This window comes from Marinobacter nauticus (genome assembly GCF_003634635.1).
GTDB lineage: Bacteria > Pseudomonadota > Gammaproteobacteria > Pseudomonadales > Oleiphilaceae > Marinobacter > Marinobacter nauticus.
In genome coordinates this window covers 416,370-437,502 of sequence record NZ_RBJB01000003.1, presented here as the reverse complement: position 1 = coordinate 437,502, position 21,133 = coordinate 416,370, and the positions used below count along the sequence as shown (strand labels likewise).

Annotated in this window: 24 protein-coding genes; 22 read left to right on the top strand and 2 right to left on the bottom strand. The window is 55.8% G+C overall.

Annotated elements, in window-relative coordinates; genetic code table 11:
* Window positions 1-43: 43 nt before the first annotated feature.
* A complete protein-coding gene (locus tag C7436_RS07980; protein ID WP_023008528.1) occupies window positions 44-319 on the bottom strand; it encodes a ComEA family DNA-binding protein in 276 nt (91 codons plus the stop codon).
* Window positions 320-1,023: 704 nt separating this feature from the next.
* Between C7436_RS07980 and urtA the strand changes: the two genes are divergently transcribed.
* The 19 genes from urtA to C7436_RS07895 all read left to right on the top strand — a co-directional run bounded on the left by urtA (window position 1,024) and on the right by C7436_RS07895 (window position 17,639).
* Entirely contained in the window at window positions 1,024-2,337 is a 1,314-nt protein-coding gene (urtA, locus tag C7436_RS07975) for an urea ABC transporter substrate-binding protein (RefSeq protein WP_121207363.1), read from the top strand.
* Window positions 2,338-2,415: 78 nt separating this feature from the next.
* The gene (gene urtB / locus C7436_RS07970; RefSeq protein WP_023008525.1) at window positions 2,416-4,020 is read left to right on the top strand and encodes an urea ABC transporter permease subunit UrtB; all 1,605 of its coding nucleotides are present in this window, start codon (window positions 2,416-2,418) and stop codon (window positions 4,018-4,020) included.
* A gap of 3 nt (window positions 4,021-4,023) precedes the next feature.
* On the top strand, window positions 4,024-5,157 hold the full coding sequence (urtC, locus tag C7436_RS07965) for an urea ABC transporter permease subunit UrtC (protein WP_121207362.1): 1,134 nt from the start codon (window positions 4,024-4,026) through the stop codon (window positions 5,155-5,157).
* On the top strand, window positions 5,154-5,978 hold the full coding sequence (urtD, locus tag C7436_RS07960) for an urea ABC transporter ATP-binding protein UrtD (RefSeq protein WP_014422380.1): 825 nt from the start codon (window positions 5,154-5,156) through the stop codon (window positions 5,976-5,978). Before urtC ends, urtD begins: the two co-directional genes overlap by 4 nt.
* A complete protein-coding gene (urtE, locus tag C7436_RS07955; RefSeq protein WP_011786439.1) occupies window positions 5,978-6,676 on the top strand; it encodes an urea ABC transporter ATP-binding subunit UrtE in 699 nt (232 codons plus the stop codon). Before urtD ends, urtE begins: the two co-directional genes overlap by 1 nt.
* Window positions 6,673-7,569, top strand: a complete 897-nt coding sequence (locus tag C7436_RS07950; RefSeq protein WP_121207360.1) for an urease accessory protein UreD — start codon at window positions 6,673-6,675, stop codon at window positions 7,567-7,569. The genes urtE and C7436_RS07950 overlap by 4 nt, the downstream gene beginning before the upstream one ends.
* A gap of 25 nt (window positions 7,570-7,594) precedes the next feature.
* On the top strand, window positions 7,595-7,897 hold the full coding sequence (ureA, locus tag C7436_RS07945; protein WP_014422377.1) for an urease subunit gamma: 303 nt from the start codon (window positions 7,595-7,597) through the stop codon (window positions 7,895-7,897).
* Window positions 7,898-7,908: 11 nt separating this feature from the next.
* Window positions 7,909-8,226, top strand: a complete 318-nt coding sequence (locus C7436_RS07940) for an urease subunit beta (RefSeq protein WP_014422375.1) — start codon at window positions 7,909-7,911, stop codon at window positions 8,224-8,226.
* On the top strand, window positions 8,223-9,926 hold the full coding sequence (ureC, locus tag C7436_RS07935) for an urease subunit alpha (RefSeq protein ID WP_121207358.1): 1,704 nt from the start codon (window positions 8,223-8,225) through the stop codon (window positions 9,924-9,926). Before C7436_RS07940 ends, ureC begins: the two co-directional genes overlap by 4 nt.
* A 62-nt stretch (window positions 9,927-9,988) precedes the next feature.
* Window positions 9,989-10,552, top strand: coding sequence for an urease accessory protein UreE (gene ureE / locus C7436_RS07930; RefSeq protein ID WP_121207356.1), 564 nt, complete (start codon window positions 9,989-9,991; stop codon window positions 10,550-10,552).
* Window positions 10,524-11,252, top strand: a complete 729-nt coding sequence (locus C7436_RS07925) for an urease accessory protein UreF (protein ID WP_121207354.1) — start codon at window positions 10,524-10,526, stop codon at window positions 11,250-11,252. Before ureE ends, C7436_RS07925 begins: the two co-directional genes overlap by 29 nt.
* Window positions 11,253-11,277: 25 nt before the next feature.
* A complete protein-coding gene (gene ureG, locus C7436_RS07920) occupies window positions 11,278-11,916 on the top strand; it encodes an urease accessory protein UreG (RefSeq protein ID WP_011786432.1) in 639 nt (212 codons plus the stop codon).
* Window positions 11,917-11,959: 43 nt separating this feature from the next.
* The gene (locus C7436_RS07915; RefSeq protein WP_121207352.1) at window positions 11,960-12,535 is read left to right on the top strand and encodes a HupE/UreJ family protein; all 576 of its coding nucleotides are present in this window, start codon (window positions 11,960-11,962) and stop codon (window positions 12,533-12,535) included.
* A 171-nt stretch (window positions 12,536-12,706) separates the two neighbouring features.
* Complete coding sequence (locus C7436_RS18935; RefSeq protein WP_228198115.1) at window positions 12,707-12,847, top strand: hypothetical protein; 141 nt, start codon at window positions 12,707-12,709, stop codon at window positions 12,845-12,847.
* The gene (locus tag C7436_RS07910) at window positions 12,840-13,508 is read left to right on the top strand and encodes a nuclease-related domain-containing protein (protein ID WP_265936663.1); all 669 of its coding nucleotides are present in this window, start codon (window positions 12,840-12,842) and stop codon (window positions 13,506-13,508) included. The genes C7436_RS18935 and C7436_RS07910 overlap by 8 nt, the downstream gene beginning before the upstream one ends.
* Window positions 13,509-13,561: 53 nt before the next feature.
* The gene (locus C7436_RS07905; protein ID WP_121207348.1) at window positions 13,562-14,404 is read left to right on the top strand and encodes an NYN domain-containing protein; all 843 of its coding nucleotides are present in this window, start codon (window positions 13,562-13,564) and stop codon (window positions 14,402-14,404) included.
* A complete protein-coding gene (locus tag C7436_RS18700; protein ID WP_147423439.1) occupies window positions 14,391-14,636 on the top strand; it encodes a hypothetical protein in 246 nt (81 codons plus the stop codon). The genes C7436_RS07905 and C7436_RS18700 overlap by 14 nt, the downstream gene beginning before the upstream one ends.
* Before the next feature lie 33 nt (window positions 14,637-14,669).
* Window positions 14,670-15,134 (top strand): hypothetical protein, encoded by a 465-nt coding sequence (locus C7436_RS07900; protein ID WP_147423438.1) that lies wholly within the window; start codon window positions 14,670-14,672, stop codon window positions 15,132-15,134.
* Window positions 15,135-15,224: 90 nt separating this feature from the next.
* Window positions 15,225-17,639, top strand: a complete 2,415-nt coding sequence (locus tag C7436_RS07895) for an AAA family ATPase (protein WP_121207345.1) — start codon at window positions 15,225-15,227, stop codon at window positions 17,637-17,639.
* A gap of 130 nt (window positions 17,640-17,769) precedes the next feature.
* Here the strand turns inward: C7436_RS07895 and C7436_RS07890 are convergent, their stop codons facing one another.
* Window positions 17,770-18,201, bottom strand: a complete 432-nt coding sequence (locus C7436_RS07890) for a tautomerase family protein (protein ID WP_121207343.1) — start codon at window positions 18,199-18,201, stop codon at window positions 17,770-17,772.
* A gap of 147 nt (window positions 18,202-18,348) precedes the next feature.
* On the opposite strand from C7436_RS07890, the gene C7436_RS07885 reads away from it, so the two are divergent.
* The 3 genes from C7436_RS07885 (at window position 18,349) to C7436_RS07870 (ending at window position 20,852) form a co-directional block, all read left to right on the top strand.
* Complete coding sequence (locus tag C7436_RS07885) at window positions 18,349-18,840, top strand: metallophosphoesterase family protein (RefSeq protein WP_121207342.1); 492 nt, start codon at window positions 18,349-18,351, stop codon at window positions 18,838-18,840.
* A 348-nt stretch (window positions 18,841-19,188) separates the two neighbouring features.
* Window positions 19,189-19,503, top strand: a complete 315-nt coding sequence (locus C7436_RS07875) for a hypothetical protein (protein ID WP_121207340.1) — start codon at window positions 19,189-19,191, stop codon at window positions 19,501-19,503.
* Window positions 19,500-20,852 (top strand): hypothetical protein, encoded by a 1,353-nt coding sequence (locus tag C7436_RS07870; protein WP_121207338.1) that lies wholly within the window; start codon window positions 19,500-19,502, stop codon window positions 20,850-20,852. Before C7436_RS07875 ends, C7436_RS07870 begins: the two co-directional genes overlap by 4 nt.
* The last annotated feature ends 281 nt before the right edge of the window (window positions 20,853-21,133 follow it).

Sequence of the window (21,133 nt, the reverse complement as noted above, 5' to 3'; positions counted from 1 at the left end):
CGCTATAAGGGAAAGGAGAGGGGCAGCGAGGCTGCCCCGGGGCTTATTTCACGGCGAGGCGGTCGGCGTTCTTTTCAACCGTACGCGCACCAATACCCTTCACGTCAGCCAGTGCTTCAATGCTGGCAAAGGGGCCGTTAGCTTCGCGGTAGTCAATAATGGCCTGGGCTTTGCTCTCACCGACACCGCTCAGAGACGCCAGAGTGGCTACATCTGCGGTGTTGATGTTCACGGCGGGCTGCTCGCTGGCGAAGGCGGCAGAGCCAGTGATCAGGCTGAAAAACAGAACAAGGGTGGCCAGAAATGAGGTTGGTTTCATCGGTGATCTCCTGATTGTAATAACGTTGTTATGAACAGTCAGGCACGACAACCCATTGAGAGTATTGGTGATTCGAAACGGTGCAGAACAGAAGGGGGGAGGTGGGTGCGAGGGCGGTTTAGTGCACGGAAAGGGACTACTGTCCGTGTAGTCCCCAAATTCCGTGGCTGACCCCTGCCTGATCCATCAGGCTGCGCATCATCCTGAGCACTTCATCCTTGCAGTCATCCCTGTAGCCCTGATCCATCGGGCAACTCCGAATCCGAGGAGTTCTCATCCGTGAGCCAACGTCCGTGCTGGCTTGTCATCCCTGACAATGCTCATTCTACGCAAGATGAAATTTCGGAAAATCGGACATCCGCCAGACGGTTTGTGCGAGATATCCCACAGAGCTGTGAGCTTTGCGGTGAACCTGAATTCATTGTTTTCAGGGTATTTTTTCGGGCAATTTATTGCCTGAAAATCAGCGCGCTACCAGATGGTGCAGTGGGGTTTGCCTGCTCTGCACCAATTGAGGGCGGCGGGTTGGCCGAGGCACCGGATTGAGGCCTGAAACTGCGCACCAATTCATTGCAGAGCCGGTTATGGCATGTTTTTTGTTGTTTAACATTATGTTTTGTAAGTGCTTTTTTGGTTGTTGGAACGGCGAATGCAATTGGCTGTTTGCGTTTGACGACCCAAAACCAACGAAAAGGACGCACAACATGAGCATCAAAAAACACGTGAAACTGGGCCTCTCTGCATTGGCGCTGTCTGTCTCCCTCGGTTCCATCAATACCGCGTTTGCCGCCGAAGACCCCATCAAGGTCGGTATTCTTCATTCCCTGTCCGGCACCATGGCCATCAGTGAAACCGCACTGAAAGATACCATGCTGATGCTGATCGAAAAGCAGAACGAAGCCGGTGGTGTACTTGGCCGCCAGCTGGAGCCGGTGGTGGTTGATCCGGCTTCCAACTGGCCACTGTTCGCTGAGAAAGCCCGTGAGCTGCTGGAGAAAGAAAAGGTCGACGTAATCTTTGGTAACTGGACCTCGGTGTCCCGTAAATCCGTTCTGCCGGTGGTAGAGGAACTGAACGGCCTGCTGTTCTATCCGGTTCAGTACGAAGGCGAGGAATCGTCTGAAAACGTGTTCTACACCGGTGCGGCGCCCAACCAGCAGGCGATTCCCGCGGTGGATTACCTGATGAACGATCTGGGTGTTGAGCGCTGGGTTCTGGCGGGCACCGATTACGTTTACCCGCGCACCACCAACAAGATTCTGGAAACCTACCTGAAAGACAAAGGTGTGGCCGCCGGCGACATCATGATCAACTACACGCCTTTCGGCCACTCTGACTGGCAGACCATCGTATCTGACATCAAGAAGTTCGGCAGCGCCGGCAAGAAGACCGCCGTGGTTTCCACCATCAACGGCGACGCCAACGTGCCCTTCTACCGTGAACTGGGCAACCAGGGCCTTTCCGCCACCGACATTCCCGTGGTTGCGTTCTCCGTGGGTGAACAGGAACTCTCCGGCATCGACACCGCTCCGCTGGTTGGCCACCTGGCTGCCTGGAACTACTTCATGAGCGTGGATAACGATGCCAACTACGACTTCATCGACGCCTGGGTTGCCTACAAGGGCGACGATGCCGCCGTCACCAACGACCCGATGGAAGCCCACTACATCGGTTTCAATATGTACGTTGAAGCGGTGAAGAAAGCCGGCACCACCGACGTGGATGAAGTGAAAGACGCCATCATCGGTGTGAGCGTACCGAACCTTACCGGCGGATACGCCACCATGATGCCGAACCATCACATTACCAAGCCGGTGCTGATTGGCGAGATCCAGGACAACGGCCAGTTCTCCGTGGTCTGGGAAACCCCGTCTACCGTGGCTGGCGATGCCTGGTCTGACTTCCTGCCAGGTTCCAAGGACCTGATCAGTGACTGGCGAGCGCCTCTGCGCTGCGGCAACTTCAACGTGGTCACCGGCAAGTGCGGTGGTGGCTCGGCTGACGTGGCCTCCAACTAAGCTCCAACCGGGCACAGCCGGGCAGGCCAGAGCCTGCCCGGCACCGCTCCCGAATTCCCAAGCCAACAGGAATGAATCATGAGCATTCACCGATTGCTCGCCAGGATGGTATTGGCTGTCTGTCTGGCCCTAGGGGCCACACTGGCGAATGCCCAGGCGCAGACGAATGCGCCCGAAGCGCTGCTGAAACGGCTCGTAGAAGCCGGGCAAGCTGAAAAAACCGACTTACTCAAAGCCCTCTCCGAAACCGGCGACGAACGCGCCCGGGGCTGGCTGGAAGCCGTTCGCGACGGCAAACTCGCGATGATTGAAGACACCGGTGCCCTGGTTATTGTGGTTAACAACCGGGGCCGTAACTGGCAGATCGCCGACGCCCTGACCGGCGAAGACCTGGGTGAAATGTCGCGCCGGGATCTGCAAAGCCTGCGGGTGAACAATGCCCTGCGGGCCGACATCGAGGGCATCCTCTCGGTGATCGACCTGACCGTGGCCGACCCAGGCCAACGCCTCGATGCCGCGCGCAATCTGCTGGGCGAAGTGAATGAAGCGCTGGCCACTCAGCTCCAGGCCCGTTTGCAGGTGGAAGACAACGGCCAGGTGCGTGACATGCTCACCAATGCCCTGGCCATTTACCAGGTGGAGCAGGGCGATGTTGAGGCGGTAGCCACTTTGTCTGGCAGCCTGAACCCGACCGTGCGTGCCGCCCTGAATAATGCTGTGAACAGCGATGACCCCGCGCTGGCGGCGGCGGCCGAAAAAGCCCTGGCCAGCATTGAACAGAAACTGAAACTCAACCGCGCTGCCGAGACCCTGTATTTTGGCCTGTCCCTCGGCTCGGTACTGGTGCTGGCCGCCATTGGCCTGGCCATCACCTTTGGTGTGATGGGCGTGATCAACATGGCCCATGGCGAGCTGATCATGCTGGGGGCCTACACCACCTGGGGCATGCAGCAGCTGTTCCCGGGCCAGCCCGGCCTGGCCCTGATCCTGTCCATCCCGGCCGGTTTCCTGGTGGCGGCGCTGGCGGGCATCGCCATTGAGCGCAGCGTTATCCAGTACCTGAAAGGCCGCCCGCTGGAAACCCTGCTGGCCACCTTCGGCATCAGCCTGATTCTTCAGCAACTGGTGCGTACGGTGATTTCCCCCCTCAACCGCACCGTGGTTACGCCCGAGTGGATGAGCGGCTCAATCATGGTGAATGAGGCGTTGTCGCTCACCCTGAACCGCCTGTACGTGATTGGCTTTGCCCTGGTGGTATTCGCCGGGCTGATGCTGATCATGCGCAAGACCCGCCTGGGGCTGGAAGTCCGCGCTGTTACCCAGAACCGGGCCATGGCCCGCTCCATGGGCATCAAAGCCACCAAAGTGGACATCATGACCTTCGCCCTGGGCTCCGGCGTGGCCGGGCTGGCGGGCGTGGCCCTGTCGCAGATCACCAACGTCGGCCCCAACCTGGGCCAGAACTACATCATCGATTCGTTCATGGTGGTGGTGTTCGGTGGCGTGGGCAACCTGTGGGGCACCCTCATTGCCGGGCTTTCCCTGGGCACCATCAACCAGCTGCTGGAACCCTGGGCGGGGGCGGTCCTCGCCAAAATCATGGTGCTGGTGCTGATCATCCTGTTCATTCAAAAGCGGCCACGCGGGCTATTCCCGCAGAAAGGCCGTGCGGCGGAGGGCTGAGTTATGGCGACATCACAAACCTGGCTGCTCCGGCCCTTCCAGGAGCGTTCCACCCAGCTTTTCCTTGGCGTTCTGTTCGCCGCCCTGGTCCTGGTTACCTTCCTGCACCTGTTTATGCCGGAAGACAGTGCCCTGCACGTAAGCGCCTACACCGTTACCCTGCTGGGCAAATACCTCTGTTACGCCCTGCTGGCGGTGGCAGTGGACCTGGTGTGGGGATACCTGGGCATTCTCAGCCTGGGCCATGGCGCCTTCTTTGCCCTCGGCGGCTACGCCATGGGCATGTACCTGATGCGCCAGATTGGTGATCGCGGCGTGTATGGCGATCCTGTATTGCCAGACTTCATGGTGTTCCTGAACTGGCAGGAGCTGCCCTGGTACTGGCAGGGCTTCGACATGGCCTGGTTCGCCTTCATCATGGTGCTGCTGGCCCCGGGCCTGCTGGCGCTGGTGTTCGGATTCCTGGCCTTCCGCTCCCGGGTAACGGGGGTGTACCTGTCCATCATCACCCAGGCTCTGACCTTTGCGTTGATGCTGGCGTTCTTCCGCAATGAGATGGGCTTCGGTGGCAACAACGGCCTGACCGATTTCAAAGACATCCTAGGCTTCGACTTGCGCAGCGACGCCACCCGGCTTGGCCTGTTCCTGGCAACCGGCATCGCGCTGGCAGTGGGCTATGTCGTGTGCCGTGCCATCGTGACCAGCAAGCTGGGCCGGGTCAGCGTGGCCTGCCGCGATGCTGAAGCCCGTACCCGGTTCCTCGGCTACCGGGTGGAACGGGTACAGCTGTTCGTGTTCGTGGTCTCCGCCATGCTGGCGGGTGTGGCCGGCGCGTTGTACGTGCCCCAGGTGGGCATTATCAACCCCAGCGAATTCTCGCCGCTGTTCTCCATCGAAATCGTGGTGTGGGTCGCCCTCGGGGGCCGTGCCACCCTGTATGGCGCGGTCATCGGCGCCTTGTTGGTGAACTACGCCAAGACCGTGTTCACCGGCATCATGCCGGACGCCTGGCTGTTCGCCCTGGGCGCGCTGTTCGTACTGGTGACGGTGTTCCTGCCCAAGGGCATTGCCGGGCTGTTGCAGAAACGCCGCCAGAAGGACGATGACCAACCCGGCGCTCAGGAGGCCACCGCATGAGCATCTTTGAACAACTTGCCAACCGGGACCAGGTGTTTGAGTTTCTCACCCCCGTGGCCTCGCCGGTTGACGTGCGCCACGGCCCGATCCTGTACATGGAAGACGTGAGCGTGAGCTTCGATGGCTTCAAGGCCATCAACAACCTCAACCTCACCATCGACGACGGCGAACTGCGCTGCATCATCGGCCCTAACGGCGCGGGTAAAACCACCATGATGGACATCATCACCGGTAAAACCCGGCCCGATACCGGCTCGGTATGGTTCGGCAGCCGCCACAACCTGCTGCGCATGAACGAGCCGGACATTGCCACCCTGGGCATTGGCCGCAAGTTCCAGAAGCCCACCGTGTTCGAGGCCCTGACCGTATTCGAAAACCTCGAACTGGCCATGGCCGCCGACAAACGCATCCTGCCCACCCTGACCGCCATCATGACCGCGGAATACCGGGACCGGATTGACGAAATCCTGGAAATGATCGGCTTGCAGGCGCTGCGCGACAAGCCCGCCGGCATCCTCTCCCACGGTCAGAAACAGTGGCTGGAGATCGGCATGCTGCTGATGCAGAAACCCCGGCTGCTTCTGGTGGACGAGCCCGTGGCCGGCATGACCGAACAGGAAATGGAACGCACCGCCGAGTTGCTCACCAGTCTTGCGGGCAAGCAGTCCGTGGTGGTGGTGGAACACGACATGGGCTTCGTGCGCTCCATCGCCCGCAAAGTCACCGTACTGCACCAGGGCAGCGTGCTGGCCGAAGGCACCATGGACCAGGTCTCCAACGACCCGGACGTGATCAAGGTGTATCTGGGGGAGGAGGCCTGATGCTCAAGATTGAAAAGCTCAACCAGTTCTACGGCGAAAGCCACACCCTGTGGGACCTGGAGCTGGACGTGCCCCAGGGCCAGTGTACCTGCGTGATGGGCCGCAACGGCGTGGGCAAGACCACGCTGATGAAATGCATTATGGGCGAGGAAACCGTGAAAAGCGGCTCCATCGAGTTTGCCCGGGATGTGGAACTCACCAAAAAGAAAATCGAAGACCGCTCCCGCCTGGGTATCGGCTACGTGCCCCAGGGCCGGCAGATCTTCCCGCTGCTGACCGTGGAGGAAAACCTGCGCACTGGCCTCGCGGTGCGGGCCGATGGCAGCAAGCAAATCCCCGAGCGCATTTACGAGCTGTTCCCGGTGCTGAAAGAAATGAAACACCGCCGGGGCGGCGACCTCTCCGGCGGCCAGCAGCAACAGCTGGCCATTGGCCGGGCGCTGGTGATTGAGCCCCGCCTGCTGATCCTCGATGAGCCGGGGGAGGGCATTCAGCCCAACATCGTGGCCCAGATTGGCGAGGTGATTCGCCGGTTGATTGAAGAAGACGGCCTGACCGTGCTGCTGGTGGAACAGAAACTGCCGTTCGCCCGCAAATACGCCGACCGTTTCGCCATCCTCGACCGGGGCCGGCGCGTGGCCGAAGGCGACATTGCCGGGCTGACCGATGAACTCATCAAACAGCACCTGACCGTATGACCGCCTATCAAGCCATCGACCGCCACGCCTCCGGTCACCGTTTCGACACCGAACGGCGCTGGGCGGCGGCCCTGGAACTGGGGTTTGAAGCACGCGCCGAGAGCGAACCTGCGCCGGTAACCCGGTTGGTGCGCCGGCGCCACCATGGCCCACTGCGGGTGCAGCGCCCCTTCTACCCGGAGGGCAAAACCGGCTGCTGCCACGTGTACCTGCTGCATCCCCCGGGTGGCCTGGTGAGCGGCGACGAATTGCGCATTGAAGCCTCTGTGGCCGAAGGTGGCCACGCGCTTCTGACCACCCCGGCCGCCGCCAAACTCTATAAGGCTGACAGCCATGGCGTGGCCTGGGGCCAGCACACCCGGTTGCAGGTAGCCAAAAACGCGATCCTGGAATACCTGCCCCAGGAAACCATCGCCTTCGACGGCTCCCGTGGTTTGCAAACCACCACCATTGAACTGGCAGCCGGCGCCCGCACCCTGGGCTGGGAAGTGCTTGCACTGGGCCGCCCGGCCAGCGACCTGCCGTTTGCCACCGGCGAACTGGAACAGCGTTTCCATTTAAGCCTGGACGGCCAGCCACTGTGGCTGGAGCGCCAGCTGCTGGACCCGAAACACCGCCGGTTCAACGGCCCCTGGGGCCAGGGTGGCGCCACTGTGCAGGCCACCCTCTGGGCGGTCGGCCTGGACGACGAAGCCGCCGCCATCGACGTGCTGAGAGCACAGTTACCAGACCACAATCGCTGGGCCGTGACCCGGCGCCGGGGCGTGCTGCTCCTGCGCTACCTGGGTACCGAACGCAACGAAGCCTGGGCCCTGTGCGAACAGGCCTGGCACCTGCTGCGCCCCATGCTCGCCAGCGTACCGGCCCACACACCCAGAATCTGGCTTACCTGACGCATAAGAGACAACGGAGTCATCCATGGAACTCACCCCCAGAGACAAAGACAAGCTGATGCTGTTCACCGCCGCCCTGCTGGCCGAACGCCGCAAAGCCAAAGGCCTGAAACTGAACTACCCGGAAGCGGTGGCCCTGATCAGCGCCGAAATCATGGAAGGCGCCCGCGAAGGCCGCACCGTGGCCGAACTGATGAGCGCCGGCACCGAAATCCTCACCCGCGAAGACGTGATGGATGGCGTGGCTGACATGGTGCACGAAGTGCAGGTGGAAGCCACCTTCCCGGACGGAACGAAACTCGTGACGGTCCACAATCCCATCGTCTAAGGAGCAGACACATGATCCCCGGTGAATACCAACTCAAAGACGGCGACATCGAACTCTGCGCCGGCCGCGAACGCATCCAGCTGGACGTCGGCAACACCGGCGACCGCCCGGTGCAGATCGGCTCCCACTACCACTTCGCCGAAGCCAACCCCGCCCTGGACTTCGACCGCGCCAAGGCCCGCGGCTATCGCCTGGACGTGGCCGCCGGCACCGCCATTCGCTTTGAACCCGGCCAGACCCGGTCCGTGACGCTGATTCCGTTTGCCGGAACGCGCGAAATTTATGGCTTCCGGGCGGAAGTGATGGGGCCGTTGGAGGACACGAAATGAAAATCAGCAGACAAGCCTACGCCGACATGTACGGCCCCACCGTCGGTGACCGGGTCCGCCTGGGCGACACAGAACTGTGGATTGAAGTAGAAGAAGACCACACCCACTACGGCGACGAAGTGAAATTCGGCGGCGGTAAAGTCATCCGCGACGGCATGGGCCAGAGCCAGCGCTGCGACGACGCGGTGATGGACACGGTGGTCACCAACGCCCTCATCCTCGACTGGTGGGGCATCGTCAAAGCCGACGTAGGCATCCAGAAAGGCCGCATCGCCGCCATCGGCAAAGCCGGCAACCCGGACACCCAGCCAGACGTAACCATCGTCATCGGCCCCGGCACGGAAATCATTGCCGGGGAAGGCAAAATCCTCACCGCTGGCGGCATCGACCCCCACATCCACTTCATCTGCCCCCAGCAGGTGGAAGAAGCCCTGATGAGCGGCGTGACCACCATGCTCGGCGGCGGCACCGGCCCGGCCACCGGCACCAACGCCACCACCTGCACGCCCGGCCCCTGGCACATCGGCAAGATGCTGCAGGCCGTGGACAGCCTGCCCATGAACATCGGCTTTCTGGGCAAGGGCAACGCCAGCCTGCCGGAGGCGCTGGAGCTGCAGGTAAAAGCCGGCGTCATCGGCCTCAAACTGCACGAAGACTGGGGCACCACCCCGGCCAGTATCGATAACTGCCTGACCGTAGCCGACCAGTACGACATCCAGGTGGCCATTCACACCGACACCCTGAACGAATCCGGCTTTGTGGAAGACACCCTGGCCGCCTTCAAAGGCCGCTGCATTCACACCTTCCACACCGAAGGCGCCGGCGGCGGCCACGCCCCGGATATCATTACCGCCTGCTCCAAAGACTATGTACTGCCGTCGTCCACCAACCCGACCCGGCCCTACACCGTGAACACCATCGACGAGCACCTGGACATGCTGATGGTGTGCCACCACCTGGACCCGAACATCCCGGAAGACGTGGCCTTTGCCGATTCCCGCATCCGCCGGGAAACCATCGCGGCGGAAGACATCCTGCACGACATGGGCGTGATCTCCATGATCTCCTCCGACTCCCAGGCCATGGGCCGGGTGGGCGAGGTAATCTGCCGTACCTGGCAAACCGCCCACAAGATGAAAGTGCAGCGCGGCCTGCTGCCGGAAGACCAGGAACGCGGCGCCGACAACTTCCGCGCCAAGCGCTACATCGCCAAGTACACCATCAACTCCGCCATCACCCACGGCATCGCCCATGATGTGGGCTCGGTGGAAGTGGGCAAACTGGCGGATCTGGTGCTGTGGAGCCCGGCATTCTTCGGCGTGAAGCCGGCCTGCATCCTCAAGGGCGGGATGATTGCCGCCGCCCCCATGGGCGACCCGAATGCCTCTATCCCTACACCGCAGCCGGTGCACTACCGCCCCATGTTCGGCGCCTTCGGCAAGGCCGCCAGTGCCACCCGCCTGACCTTCGTCAGCCAGGCCGCGCTGGACGCCAATATTGGTGAGGAACTGGGCCTGGACAGCCCGCTTTCCGCCTGCAAAGGCGTGCGGGACGTGCGCAAGCAGCACATGAAGCTGAACGACGCCTGCCCGCACCTGACCGTAGACCCACAAACCTACGAAGTGCACGCCGACGGCGAACTGCTCACCTGTGAGCCGGCCACCGAACTGCCCCTGGCCCAGCGCTATCACCTTTTTTAGTCAATACAGCTCAAGGCTGCTTAATCAACACAGCTCAAGGCTGTTCTGAGAGGAACGAACGGATGTTGGAACTGACTAAACGCATCACCCACGTAGACGCCAGCGAAATCCACGACAACCTCGTGCTGCCCTACGAACTGCGCATTCGCGGCCGCCTTCGGGCCACCACCGAGACCAATCTGGACGTGGGCCTGTTTCTGGACCGTGGACCGGTGCTGAGAGACGGCGATCTGCTGGAAGCGAAATCCGGCGAGATCATCCGCATTCGCGCCGCGGAAGAGCCGGTGGTCACCGCCCGCGTAGAAACCGGCCTGCCGCTGGCCCGCTTGTGTTATCACCTGGGCAACCGCCACGTCACCCTGGCGATTGGTGAAGACGAGCAGGGCGCCTTCGTGCGCTTCCCGCCCGATCACGTACTGGAAGAACTGGCCGAACGCCTGGGCGCCACCGTGGTGCACCACACCGCCACCTTCGACCCGGAACCCGGAGCCTACAACCAGGCCGGCCAGGGCCATTCGCACGGTCATAGCCAGGGCCATTCCCACGCGCACTCGCACGGTGAAAGCCATGACCACACTCACGCTGCTGGACATACCCATGCTCACGGCCACAAACACACCCACTGAGCCGGCAGCCATGGCGGGTGAGGGTGAACCCGGCGGCGACCTGGCCCTGCTGGGGCTGATGCAGCTGGTCAGCCCGGCGTTGCCCATCGGTGCTTTTGCCTGGTCCCAGGGCCTGGAAAGTGCCTTTGAGATGGGCTGGGTGAACAACGAAGCGGAACTGGCCCAATGGATTGAAGGCGTGCTGGAAGACGGCCTCAGCCGGTGTGAGTTGCCCTTACTGGCCCGGCTGCAAACCGCCTGGGCGAACGAAGACGGCGCCAGCATTGCGCACTGGAACCAGTGGCTGCACGCCACCCGGGAAACCGCCGAACTGAGCGACGAAGACACCCGGCTGGGCGGCGCCCTGAAAACCCTGCTGGGCAACCTCAACCTGTTGCCGGAACAAACCCTGATTCCGGCGGAGCCCGGCTACATCACCCTGTTTGCCTGGGCCGCCCAGGTACGCCGGGTGCCGGTGCGGCACACCCTGCTCGGTTTTGCCTGGGCCTGGCTGGAAAACCAGCTGGCGGTGGCCTGCAAAGCCTTGCCCCTGGGCCACACCGCCGCCCAACGGATTATCGAACAACTGCGCCCGGCCCTGGTGATTGCCACCGACCAGGCGCTGGCACGGCATGACCACGAACTCGGGCCCATCCTGCCGGGCCTCGCGCTCGGCAGTGCCCTGCATGAAACCCAGTATTCACGGCTTTTCAGAAGCTGAATAAAAACATCAAGGAGATACAGCCATGACACATTGTCTGAGAGTAGGCGTCGGCGGCCCGGTCGGGTCTGGTAAAACCGCATTGCTGCGCCAGCTATGCACCGCCCTGCGGGACCACTACGACATCGCCGTGGTCACCAACGACATCTACACCCGGGAAGATGCCGACTTCCTGCTGCGCCACGAAGCCCTGGCCGCAGACCGCATCCTGGGCGTGGAAACCGGCGGCTGCCCGCACACCGCCATCCGCGAGGATGCCTCCATGAACCTGGCCGCCATCGACGACCTGCAAAGCCGCCACCCGGGCCTGGAGCTGGTGCTGGTGGAATCCGGTGGCGACAACCTCTCCGCCACCTTCAGCCCGGAACTGAGCGACCTCACCCTGTACGTGATCGACGTGTCCGCTGGCGACAAAATCCCCCGCAAAGGCGGCCCTGGCATCACCAAATCCGACCTGCTGATCATCAACAAGATCGACATTGCCGAACAGGTACACGCCTCCCTGGACGTAATGGAACGGGACAGCAAAAAAATGCGCGGCGAACGCCCCTTCGTGTTCACCAACCTGTACGACGGGGTAGGGCTGGACACCATCATCAGCTTCATTCTGGAGCGCGGCATGCTGCCGGAAAGGCGTCCTGAAAAACTGGCCGAAATGGCCTGAGCAAACGAACCAATACGATTACAGAACCACCAGGAGCAACACCATGAAACTGACTTCAAAACTTCTCGCCACCGCCGCGCTGCTGACCGCCTCCGCCACCGCCATGGCCCACCCCGGCCACACCGAAGGCGGCTTCACCAGCGGCCTGCTGCACCCCATGCTGGGCCTCGACCACCTGCTGGCCATGGCCGCCATCGGCTTCTGGAGCGTGCGCCAGAGCAAACTCATGAAAAACGCCACCCCGGCTTTCGTGATCGGCGGCATGGTATTCGGCGCAGCCCTGGCCTGGGGCGGCCTGAGCCTGCCGGGCGTGGAAACAGGGATTACCTTCTCGGTACTGGTCGCCGGTATCCTCATCGCCACCCTGGCCAAACTGCCAACCGCCGTGGGTGGCACCCTGGTTGGTGCGTTCATGCTGTTTCACGGTTTTGCGCATGGGGCCGAGATGCCCGCAGGCGCAACACTCGCCGCTTACCTGGCTGGTTTCTCTATCGCCACGCTCGCCATCACCTTTGCTGGCCGTGGGCTTGGTAACTTGATGCTGAGGGCGGATAGCCGGTTTAGTCGTGGGATTGGTGGAGTGCTGGCGGTTGCGGGGGCGTACCTGGCGGCTGCCTGATTCGCACTTCGAAATTATCAAAAAGCAGACAGGAAAGCCGCTCGTGAAACCGGGCGGCTTTTGTTGTATGTGGTTTACCAAACTTTACGTCGCACGGGTATGAAGTTTCCTAAGGATTAGGCTACTGTGTAGTTATAAGAAACGGAAAAACGCCGCTGTTAAGGATGACGGATGGACTACACCCAGATATTGCAATCCCTCCTGAACAACATTTCGACCGAGTTTTTGGTATCTGATTCTGCTGTTTCTATTGGCGGCGGTGGTCATCAAATCGCCTTGGTTCAAAGGCAGAGCCGGAGAAGCGGTGGTTAACCTATGCGCCAAACTTTTTCTCGATAAAACCCGTTACCACCTCATCAAGAACGTCACCCTGCTTACCGAAGACGGCACCACCCAGATCGACCACATCATCGTTTCCCGGTACGGCGTGTTTGTGGTGGAAACCAAGAATATGAAGGGCTGGATCTTCGGTAACGCAAAACAGCGCTATTGGACACAGAAGATCTTCAAGCACTCGCAGAAATTCCAGAACCCGCTGCATCAAAACTACAAGCACGTGAAGACACTGCAAAGCCTATTGGGCCTGAGTGATGAGCAGGTGTTTTCGGTAGTGGTCTTTGTGGGGGATTCCACATTCAAAACGCCCATGCCGGAGAACGTGACCCACGGTGGTGGGTATGTCCGCTTTATCAAAACTCAAACCGAGCCGCGACTGTCGGATGTTGAGGTTCAGAAGGTGATTGAAGCCATTGAATCCGGGCGGCTGGCGGCTACGTTCAAAAATCACAGAAATCACGTTAAGCATGTGAAGGAGGTCGTGGCGAAGAAAAACAGTGAGCCACGATGCCCGAAGTGCCAGGGTGAGATGGTAAAGCGCACGGTGAAGCGCGGAGAGAATATGGGGAAGGAGTTTTTTGGCTGTAAGGCATTTCCCAAGTGCCGGGGGATATTTAGTGCCTCGTTATTGCAATAACGAGGCGCGCTATATAACCACTGTAAAGCACAATTAGTTATCGAAGGACGTGCATGAAAGATCTTGATGAGCACAAAAAAATCGCTGTTCTGATCGATGCAGACAACGCTCAATACTCTAAAGTCAAAGCCATTTTGGAAGAAATTTCTGCGCATGGACACGTGGTGATCAAACGTGCGTATGGGGACTGGTCAAGTGATTATTTAAAGAATTGGAAGCAGGCTTTGAATGAGCTCGCCATACAGCCGATTCAACAATTCGCTTATACGACAGGAAAAAACGCGACTGATGCGTCAATGATAATTGATGCTATGGATCTGCTTTACTCGAAAAAATTCGATGCGTTTGCACTTGTATCGAGTGATAGTGACTTCACCAAATTAGCTTCTAGGTTGCGAGAGGCTGAGATTTTTGTGTTTGGCGTTGGGGAGAAAAAGACACCGATTTCCTTCCGCAATGCCTGTGATGACTTCATTTTCACAGAAAATCTTGGTTCTGGTGAGACTGCAAGGGCCTCACAGGAGTCAAAAAATGATGACGCAGTTGAAGCTGCGTCAGAGTTGGTGCCAGTTCTCCGAAAAGCATGGGAGCAATATCAAGACGACAACGGATGGGCAAATGTAGCTTCTGCTGGGAGTTTCGTGAAACGATCCAAGCCTGATTTCGATCCCCGCACCTACGGTGTCACTAAACTTCCTGAAGTGATTGCGCTTCTGAACCATGAATTTGAAATGACCAAGTATAAAGGGAAGGGTATCGTCAATATCGTTGCTTACAGGCCGAGAAATGCATTAACCAATGCAGGCACGGCGACGACCATTACTTTGCGCCGTTGGCTCCATTCCATAGCCGCGCATGCTGCTAGCGTTATTGGGAGGGTGAATGAGCAAAATTAAAGATTACGCACCTGAACTTGCAGGTATCTTCGCTGGAATTTTGGCGCTGAATCTCTGGTATTTTTCGAGCTTCGCAGTTACCGAGAGTATTGCCCCAAAATCATATGAATATTTAGTACAGGCAGTGATTATTGCTATAGGCGCTTTCATTGGTTCTTGGTCAGCTGTAAAACTTAACGAGAACAAAGAAGCAGCCGATAGTTACCGTTTGAGAAAAGAAGCTCTGAATTAGGCGATTTTTGTCATTGCTCGGCAGATGAATGCTATGCGGCCAATTAAACGGGACTTAGAACAATACCAAGAGGGCGTTCAAAGAGCCTTCAATTTACCTTCTCAAAAACCTCCAAAGTATTCAGACCTTAAACAAGACATCAATTCGCTTTCGTTCGTTTTGGAAACAGACACGCCGCAGGTTCTGTTGGATTTGACGGTCGAGCAAGAACGATTCGATCAGGCAATCGAGTCTATAAATGTAAGAAACGATTTTTATGTTTACCAAGTTCAGCCTGCTATAAGTCAAAAAGGCTTTACTAGCCTCAGAGTTACGAGGCAACAGTTGAGGGAGGCATTGGGAGAAAGAATCTTCGAAGGCGCGATGCAGGGAGCCCGCGAGCTGAGCTCTCATGTTGTCGAAACCGACAGTTCTTTGCCCCAGATGTATAGTCGTCTTTTGGATTTTTCAAAGAAGCATTTCCCTGGTGAAAAGTTTGTACATTGGGAAATTAAATAACAAGTCACTGTTGGCGAACAATTTTTCCGCCCTTCGCGGCTCCAAAATTGCTGTGAAGCTTTGCGTTAGGAATCTTCAAAAAGGATATTCATGAGCGGACACATTAAAAAAATAGATTCAATAAAAGGTGTGGCTGTCTACGATGATTTTCAGTGGTCATCATCTGTGCGAGATAAAGGGAATAATATCGCAGAATTTAAAAGCCTAAATATTCTGTATGGACGCAATTACTCTGGAAAAACAACGCTTTCTCGAATCATTCGAGCTTTGGAAACTGGTTGTATTTCAGAGAAATATAGTTCGCCCGAGTTTCGGGTGTCTTTTGATGGCGGTAGCACTGCAACGCAAAATTCATTAAGTAATCATGGTCAAGTCATTCGGGTGTTCAATGAGGACTTTGTCCGGGACAATCTGCGTTTCATTGTTGATGATGAACAGGCTATCAATTCCTTCGCTATCTTAGGGGAAGACAATACCAAGCTTGAGGAAGAAATCGAAAAACATGAAACCGAACTTGGCAGTGAAGAGAACAAATCTGGTTTGCTTGGGGATTTGCTCGGTGCTGAGGAGAGTTTCAAAAAGGCCCGAAAAGACCATCGCGACAAGTCGTCAGAATTGGAGGGAAAATTACGTGATAAAGCCAATAAATCAGGTAGTGGAATCAAGCATAATAAAACGTTTGGTGATGCCAACTACAATGTTTCTAAAATAAAGACAGACATCTCGGCTGTTTCCAAAGAAACATACGCCCCGCTTACTGATGAACAAGTAGGCAAGTTTCATGACCTCCTTAGAGAAGAACCCAAGCCGGAAATCCCTGAATCAACGACTTTCAATCTTCAATACTCTGTAATCGCTTCAAAGGCTAAAGAATTAGTTGAAAAAAAGATTCAGGCCTCTGAACCAATTCAAGAGTTGCTAAACGATGCTACTCTGGCTACGTGGGTACGGACTGGTCGGGAGCACCATCAACACAAAAGAGATAAGTGTGCATTTTGTGGTAGCGACCTTCCTGAAGATTTGTGGCAGAAGTTGGACAAGCATTTTAACCAGGAGTCTGAAGCACTTCGTCGAGCACTGGAAACCCTTCTCGGGTCAATTGAAGGTGAGCGATCCAGAGTTCCTAATTTACTGAAAGTAAAAAACTCGGATTTCTACTCTAACTACACAGCCGACTTGGATTCGCTGACAGAACAGTGGTTGACCCTATCAACGTCTTACATTGATAGTCTGGATTCAATAAAAGAACAGATCGAAAGACGAAGAGATGATATTTTCACACCTCTTGAATTTAATGCGCCTGAGTCGATTGAAAAAGATTTGAAGGCGGTCAGGGATTTATATGAGAAACTCAGAAGCGAATCCAATAACCTTACAGCTTCGCTTAGCTCCGATCAGTCTGAAGCTCGTGAAGCGCTTCGCCTCCATGAGGTTTTTACATTCATAACCGATATAAAGTATGAAGAAGAGCGTACGGCCATTGAATCGCTGAGTGAGGCTGTAGGCTCAGCGGAGGAGGCTAGAGACTCGGCAAAAGAAAAAGTTGATAAAAAACGAGAGAGAATTTCTGAATTAAAGTCTCAACTTAAAGATGAAAGCAAGGGCGCTGACCGTGTAAATGATTATTTAAACAATTTTTTTGGCCATCAGAATCTTTCGCTCAAAGCTATTGAAGCAGTTCCTGGGGATTCATCATCTGGATACCGATTCGAGGTAACCAGAGATGACAAAAAAGCATACCATCTAAGTGAAGGTGAATGTAGTTTGATAGCCTTCTGTTACTTTATGGCGAAACTTGATGACATTGAAACAAAAGGCAATCAGCCGATCATATGGATCGACGATCCTATCTCCAGCTTGGATGCAAATCATATATTTTTTGTTTATAGCCTTATTAATTCTGAGATTGTAGCGCCAGAGAAATATGAAGATGGTGGCGAGATAAAGGAGCGTGATCGTTTTAAACAGTTATTTATTTCAACCCACAACTTGGATTTTTTGAAGTATCTAAAGCGACTTCCTGGTGCGTTGAATAAAAATAAGTCTCAATATTTTATAATAAATCGAACAGATCAAGTCAGTGATATTACGCTGATGCCTCGATACCTGAAAGACTACGTCACAGAGTTTAATTTCCTGTTTCATCAAATTTATAAGTGTGCCCATGCTCAGGTAGATGGCGATGAAAATCATGATTGCTACTACAACTTCGGGAACAATGCGCGAAAGTTTTTGGAGGCCTTTTTGTACTACAAGTACCCAAATGCAGTAGAAAAAGATGACAAATTGACGCGCTTCTTCGGTGATGATGCATTGGCTGCTTCATTAACGGATCGCATCAATAATGAATTCTCCCATTTGGCGGGTATCTTTGAGAGAAGTGTTTTGCCCATTGATGTTCCTGAAATGAAGACAACGGCGAGTTTTATATTACGAAAAATTGAAGAAAAAGATCCAGACCAGTATTCAGCGTTACTCCAAAGTATTGGGGAAGGACATGGCTAACAAACCCACGTTTTCGGACTGGTTTTCCGCTGCGCTCCTAACCAGCTACAAATGCGTACGTTGTTTCCCAAGGAGGAGACTGTTTGTAATTGTCCGGTATGCGAAAACCAGGAGAGATCTATTAATGCGGTTATTTGCGTAAGCTGGCGCGCTTCCCCGGAGTCATTCCCTTTGCCCATGCAGCTTCCTCCCCCGGCGCAGGCAAAAACCGCCCAAACTCGATCATCTGGGTGGCCGGAATCTCCTGCAGATAGATCCAGACATCTTCAGCTGTGATGTCCACGATGTGGGCGATTTCTTCAAGCATCTGGCTCATCAGGGCCTGTTTGATCTCGATGCTTCTGCCCTCCCGTACCAGGCCGTGCACATACACCTGAGGCGCGGTGTTCACTCTGCCACCCACAAAGTGGTCGCCCTCATTGGCCGCAGAAAACAGAACCTGGGCAAAGAACCGGGGAGCGCCGGTTTGGGCGCTGTGAGCCGCTGTGATGGCCTCGGCGATCTGTGATTTTTGCTGCGGCGACAGAGACAGATTCGCGACCGTGACGGTGTAAGTGGGCATGGGAATCTCCTGCCATGGGTTGTACGTTTGCACTGGATCTCGCCACTATGGGGGTGAGGCGGGCTTGTTTCACTATAGCAACGCTTATCTGCCTGGCCACGCGCACCGGCCGGGCTGGTCGATTGAGAGACTGAACGAGGCGTAAACATGCGAATCGGGGTAATCGCAGACACCCACAGCAAAATGCGTCCCGAAGCCCTGGAGGCTCTGGAGGGCTCGGATCTGATCCTGCATGCCGGTGACGTGGGTCGGGATGAGGTTCTGGAAGCACTGGAGGCCATCGCTCCTTTGGTTGCCATCCGTGGCAATATCGATACAGCGGGCCGTGCAGCGACGCTCCCTGATGTTCAGGATCTGGAATTTCTCGGCCACGCCTTCTACATGCTCCACGATGTCAAAACCCTCGAGTTCGATCCGCAAGGCCGTTACCGCGTGGTGATTGCCGGCCATTCCCACAAACCCCGCAATGAATGGATTGGCGATGTTCTTTATTTCAATCCGGGCGGTGCCGGGCCCCGGCGTTTTACGCTGCCGATCACGGTAGGGCGGTTGCAGGTGAGTGAAGGCGGTGTGGTTGGTGAAATTATCGAACTGCCGGTCCATGCTGGACCAACTCAGCGAACTGGGTTTCGAGGTTAATGGAGAAAAAACCAGGACAGATTTATTTTGAAAACCGACCGTTAGCAACATGCGTTGTGGATGCATCTAATAGATAGGTCTGTTTCGGTTTCGGTTTTGATGCTTGCTGAAGGCGGATAGCCGGTTCAGTCGTGGGGTTGGCTGTGTGCTGGCGCTTGCAGGGGCGTACCTGGCAGCTGCCTGATACGCACGTCGAGACGACCAGAGAGCAGGCGAGAAAGCCGCTCGGGAAACCGGGCGGCTTTTGTTTTATGTGGTTTACTAAATTATTCGTCTCCCGAGTGGGAAGTTTCCCATGTATTAGACTAGTGTGTAGTTTTAAGAAACTGATAAACGGCGCTGTTAAGGATGACAGATGGACTACGCCCCGGCGTTACCGCCTCTCTCCGATTATATCTGGTACCTGATACCGCTCTTCACTTTATCAAGGCCCAAACCGAGCAGCGGTTGGCTGCTGTGGAAGTTCAGCAGATGATCGAAGCCATTGAATCCGGGCGGCTGATGGCTAAGTTCAGAAATCACGTTAAGCATGGGAAGGCGGTCTTGGCGAAGAATGGTTGGTGCTTTGTTATAACAGTAACGATGCTGTCAAACGATCACAATAACGAAGCGCGCTGCCTAGTCAATGTCATGATTATTTTAGGCTACCGAGGGTTAATATGATTTTAAGAGCGATAACTGTCGGTCTGGGTTTCCTGATTGCTCTGCCAGCAATCGCTCAAAACGACGACAAGGTGATTTATCAGCAAGACGGGCTTTGGGTCCTCTCGTTTCCATGGTCATCAAACCAGCGTTGGTGTGAAGATCACAACCTTCCCGGTCGCGCCATCCCGGTCAGTGTTTTTTATTCCGCTCCTCACGAACAACGAATGGCAGCGCTTGGCAAGCCTCTGCAACAGTGGGTGTATGATGCCATTCTCCCCTCAATTCAGCGTGTTTGTGGTGCCGAAGCCGAGATCGATTACATCACTCTGGCCATGTACCGCAAGCCGAGCAATATGGCCCCGAGTGGACTTGTCTCCGCCCTCAAAAGCAACAAGCCCCCACCTTGGGATAGCATCACGGTAAAAGTCAGTAAAGCAGGGGCTGAAGTAACCGGTCACCGCCCCCTTGATGCGCAATACCACCTTAATTCCAGGCAATTGGCAGCCCTCGACCCGCGGAGCGCCGCCGAAGTTGAAGAACAGCTTATTCGCAGCGAGATCAATGACTATGTGTTGCATCAGAGCGAAGGCCTAAAGTTTATTTCATGGTTTAGTCAGCCCGGACCCAAATGGTGCCAGCATTCCTACGTCAGCGTCATTGCGGAATATGATAACGAGGCGGTCAAAAAGGAGGTTCTCAACTCACACCCCGCCGCTTATTTGCAAGAAAAAATCATTCCCGAAATCCGTCAAATCTGCCCTCAATTCCCCAATTATCCTCAAGTTCTAGAGGGTGCCAAACAGCTTCTGGTGTTCAAGTTCAGACCGAAGATCGGGCGTATCGCCGATGAGCGGATCAATCCTGATAAGCTGAACTTCCAAGTATTCGACAATGGCGGCGTCAAACTCCTACGTGATAAGACTTACGAGCGTTGGTTGGTCGCGAAGCAAAATGCCTCAGTCCAAGGTGCAGTGACGCAAATGGTCAAGTTGGATAACGACTGGCTATTGTCGAATGGTATTCAATCTGCAGGAATGAAGGCCGAGATTGCCGCTAGTCTCAAAAAAATCAACGAATCACTGTTTGAGTTGAAAGGGTTCAAGTCGCTTAAAAGACATTTTGAAAAGATTAAACAGCTAAGACGTGATGCGCTGAATGACTTCGATACAGCTCGAAATGAGTTCCAAAAAGCGGAGGAAGCCGCAAAACAAGCCAAACAACAGAACAGCCAATTGACCTATGCCACCATCAATAAAGTCGATCAACTCATTGCTGTCTACCAGCAGCATACCAAAAGTGGAGAGCAAGTCTTTGATGCTGCACTAGGTAAACTTAAGAGAGCAGAGAGCCTTATCATTAAAGAGTGACGTCGACCCGGACTGACGAGAGATGATCAAGATCGAACGCACAGAATTGCGCTATGCCAAAGCTATTCAAGTGCTGGACGCACGAATTGCTGAGCCATGAAATATAATCATACAAATATAACGCGATACAGCGCCGATAAATAAATCCGTTTTATCATGTCATACACCACATCTCTTTTGTGACGGTTGGCTTGGTAGGAAGATTTGGTATTCATTGCCCAATGATGGTGCATAAAAAACCGCAGCAATGGCTCCCGTTGGTCGCTGGGACAGCCAGAACG

Excerpts from the sequence above, each read along its gene's own strand:
- urtB (WP_023008525.1), top strand. The coding sequence starts at position 2,416 with ATGAGCATTCACCGATTGCTCGCCAGGATGGTATTGGCTGTCTGTCTG.
- ureC (WP_121207358.1), top strand. The coding sequence starts at position 8,223 with ATGAAAATCAGCAGACAAGCCTACGCCGACATGTACGGCCCCACCGTC.
- C7436_RS07905 (WP_121207348.1), top strand. The coding sequence starts at position 13,562 with ATGAAAGATCTTGATGAGCACAAAAAAATCGCTGTTCTGATCGATGCA.
- urtA (WP_121207363.1), top strand. The coding sequence starts at position 1,024 with ATGAGCATCAAAAAACACGTGAAACTGGGCCTCTCTGCATTGGCGCTG.
- C7436_RS07925 (WP_121207354.1), top strand. The coding sequence starts at position 10,524 with ATGCTCACGGCCACAAACACACCCACTGAGCCGGCAGCCATGGCGGGT.
- C7436_RS07900 (WP_147423438.1), top strand. The coding sequence starts at position 14,670 with ATGCGGCCAATTAAACGGGACTTAGAACAATACCAAGAGGGCGTTCAA.
- C7436_RS07885 (WP_121207342.1), top strand. The coding sequence starts at position 18,349 with ATGCGAATCGGGGTAATCGCAGACACCCACAGCAAAATGCGTCCCGAA.
- urtC (WP_121207362.1), top strand. The coding sequence starts at position 4,024 with ATGGCGACATCACAAACCTGGCTGCTCCGGCCCTTCCAGGAGCGTTCC.
- C7436_RS07890 (WP_121207343.1), bottom strand. The coding sequence starts at position 18,201 with ATGCCCACTTACACCGTCACGGTCGCGAATCTGTCTCTGTCGCCGCAG.
- C7436_RS18935 (WP_228198115.1), top strand. The coding sequence starts at position 12,707 with ATGGACTACACCCAGATATTGCAATCCCTCCTGAACAACATTTCGACC.
- urtE (WP_011786439.1), top strand. The coding sequence starts at position 5,978 with ATGCTCAAGATTGAAAAGCTCAACCAGTTCTACGGCGAAAGCCACACC.
- C7436_RS07940 (WP_014422375.1), top strand. The coding sequence starts at position 7,909 with ATGATCCCCGGTGAATACCAACTCAAAGACGGCGACATCGAACTCTGC.
- C7436_RS07915 (WP_121207352.1), top strand. The coding sequence starts at position 11,960 with ATGAAACTGACTTCAAAACTTCTCGCCACCGCCGCGCTGCTGACCGCC.
- C7436_RS07870 (WP_121207338.1), top strand. The coding sequence starts at position 19,500 with ATGATTTTAAGAGCGATAACTGTCGGTCTGGGTTTCCTGATTGCTCTG.
- ureG (WP_011786432.1), top strand. The coding sequence starts at position 11,278 with ATGACACATTGTCTGAGAGTAGGCGTCGGCGGCCCGGTCGGGTCTGGT.
- C7436_RS07875 (WP_121207340.1), top strand. The coding sequence starts at position 19,189 with ATGACAGATGGACTACGCCCCGGCGTTACCGCCTCTCTCCGATTATAT.
- urtD (WP_014422380.1), top strand. The coding sequence starts at position 5,154 with ATGAGCATCTTTGAACAACTTGCCAACCGGGACCAGGTGTTTGAGTTT.
- C7436_RS07980 (WP_023008528.1), bottom strand. The coding sequence starts at position 319 with ATGAAACCAACCTCATTTCTGGCCACCCTTGTTCTGTTTTTCAGCCTG.
- C7436_RS18700 (WP_147423439.1), top strand. The coding sequence starts at position 14,391 with ATGAGCAAAATTAAAGATTACGCACCTGAACTTGCAGGTATCTTCGCT.
- ureE (WP_121207356.1), top strand. The coding sequence starts at position 9,989 with ATGTTGGAACTGACTAAACGCATCACCCACGTAGACGCCAGCGAAATC.
- ureA (WP_014422377.1), top strand. The coding sequence starts at position 7,595 with ATGGAACTCACCCCCAGAGACAAAGACAAGCTGATGCTGTTCACCGCC.
- C7436_RS07950 (WP_121207360.1), top strand. The coding sequence starts at position 6,673 with ATGACCGCCTATCAAGCCATCGACCGCCACGCCTCCGGTCACCGTTTC.
- C7436_RS07895 (WP_121207345.1), top strand. The coding sequence starts at position 15,225 with ATGAGCGGACACATTAAAAAAATAGATTCAATAAAAGGTGTGGCTGTC.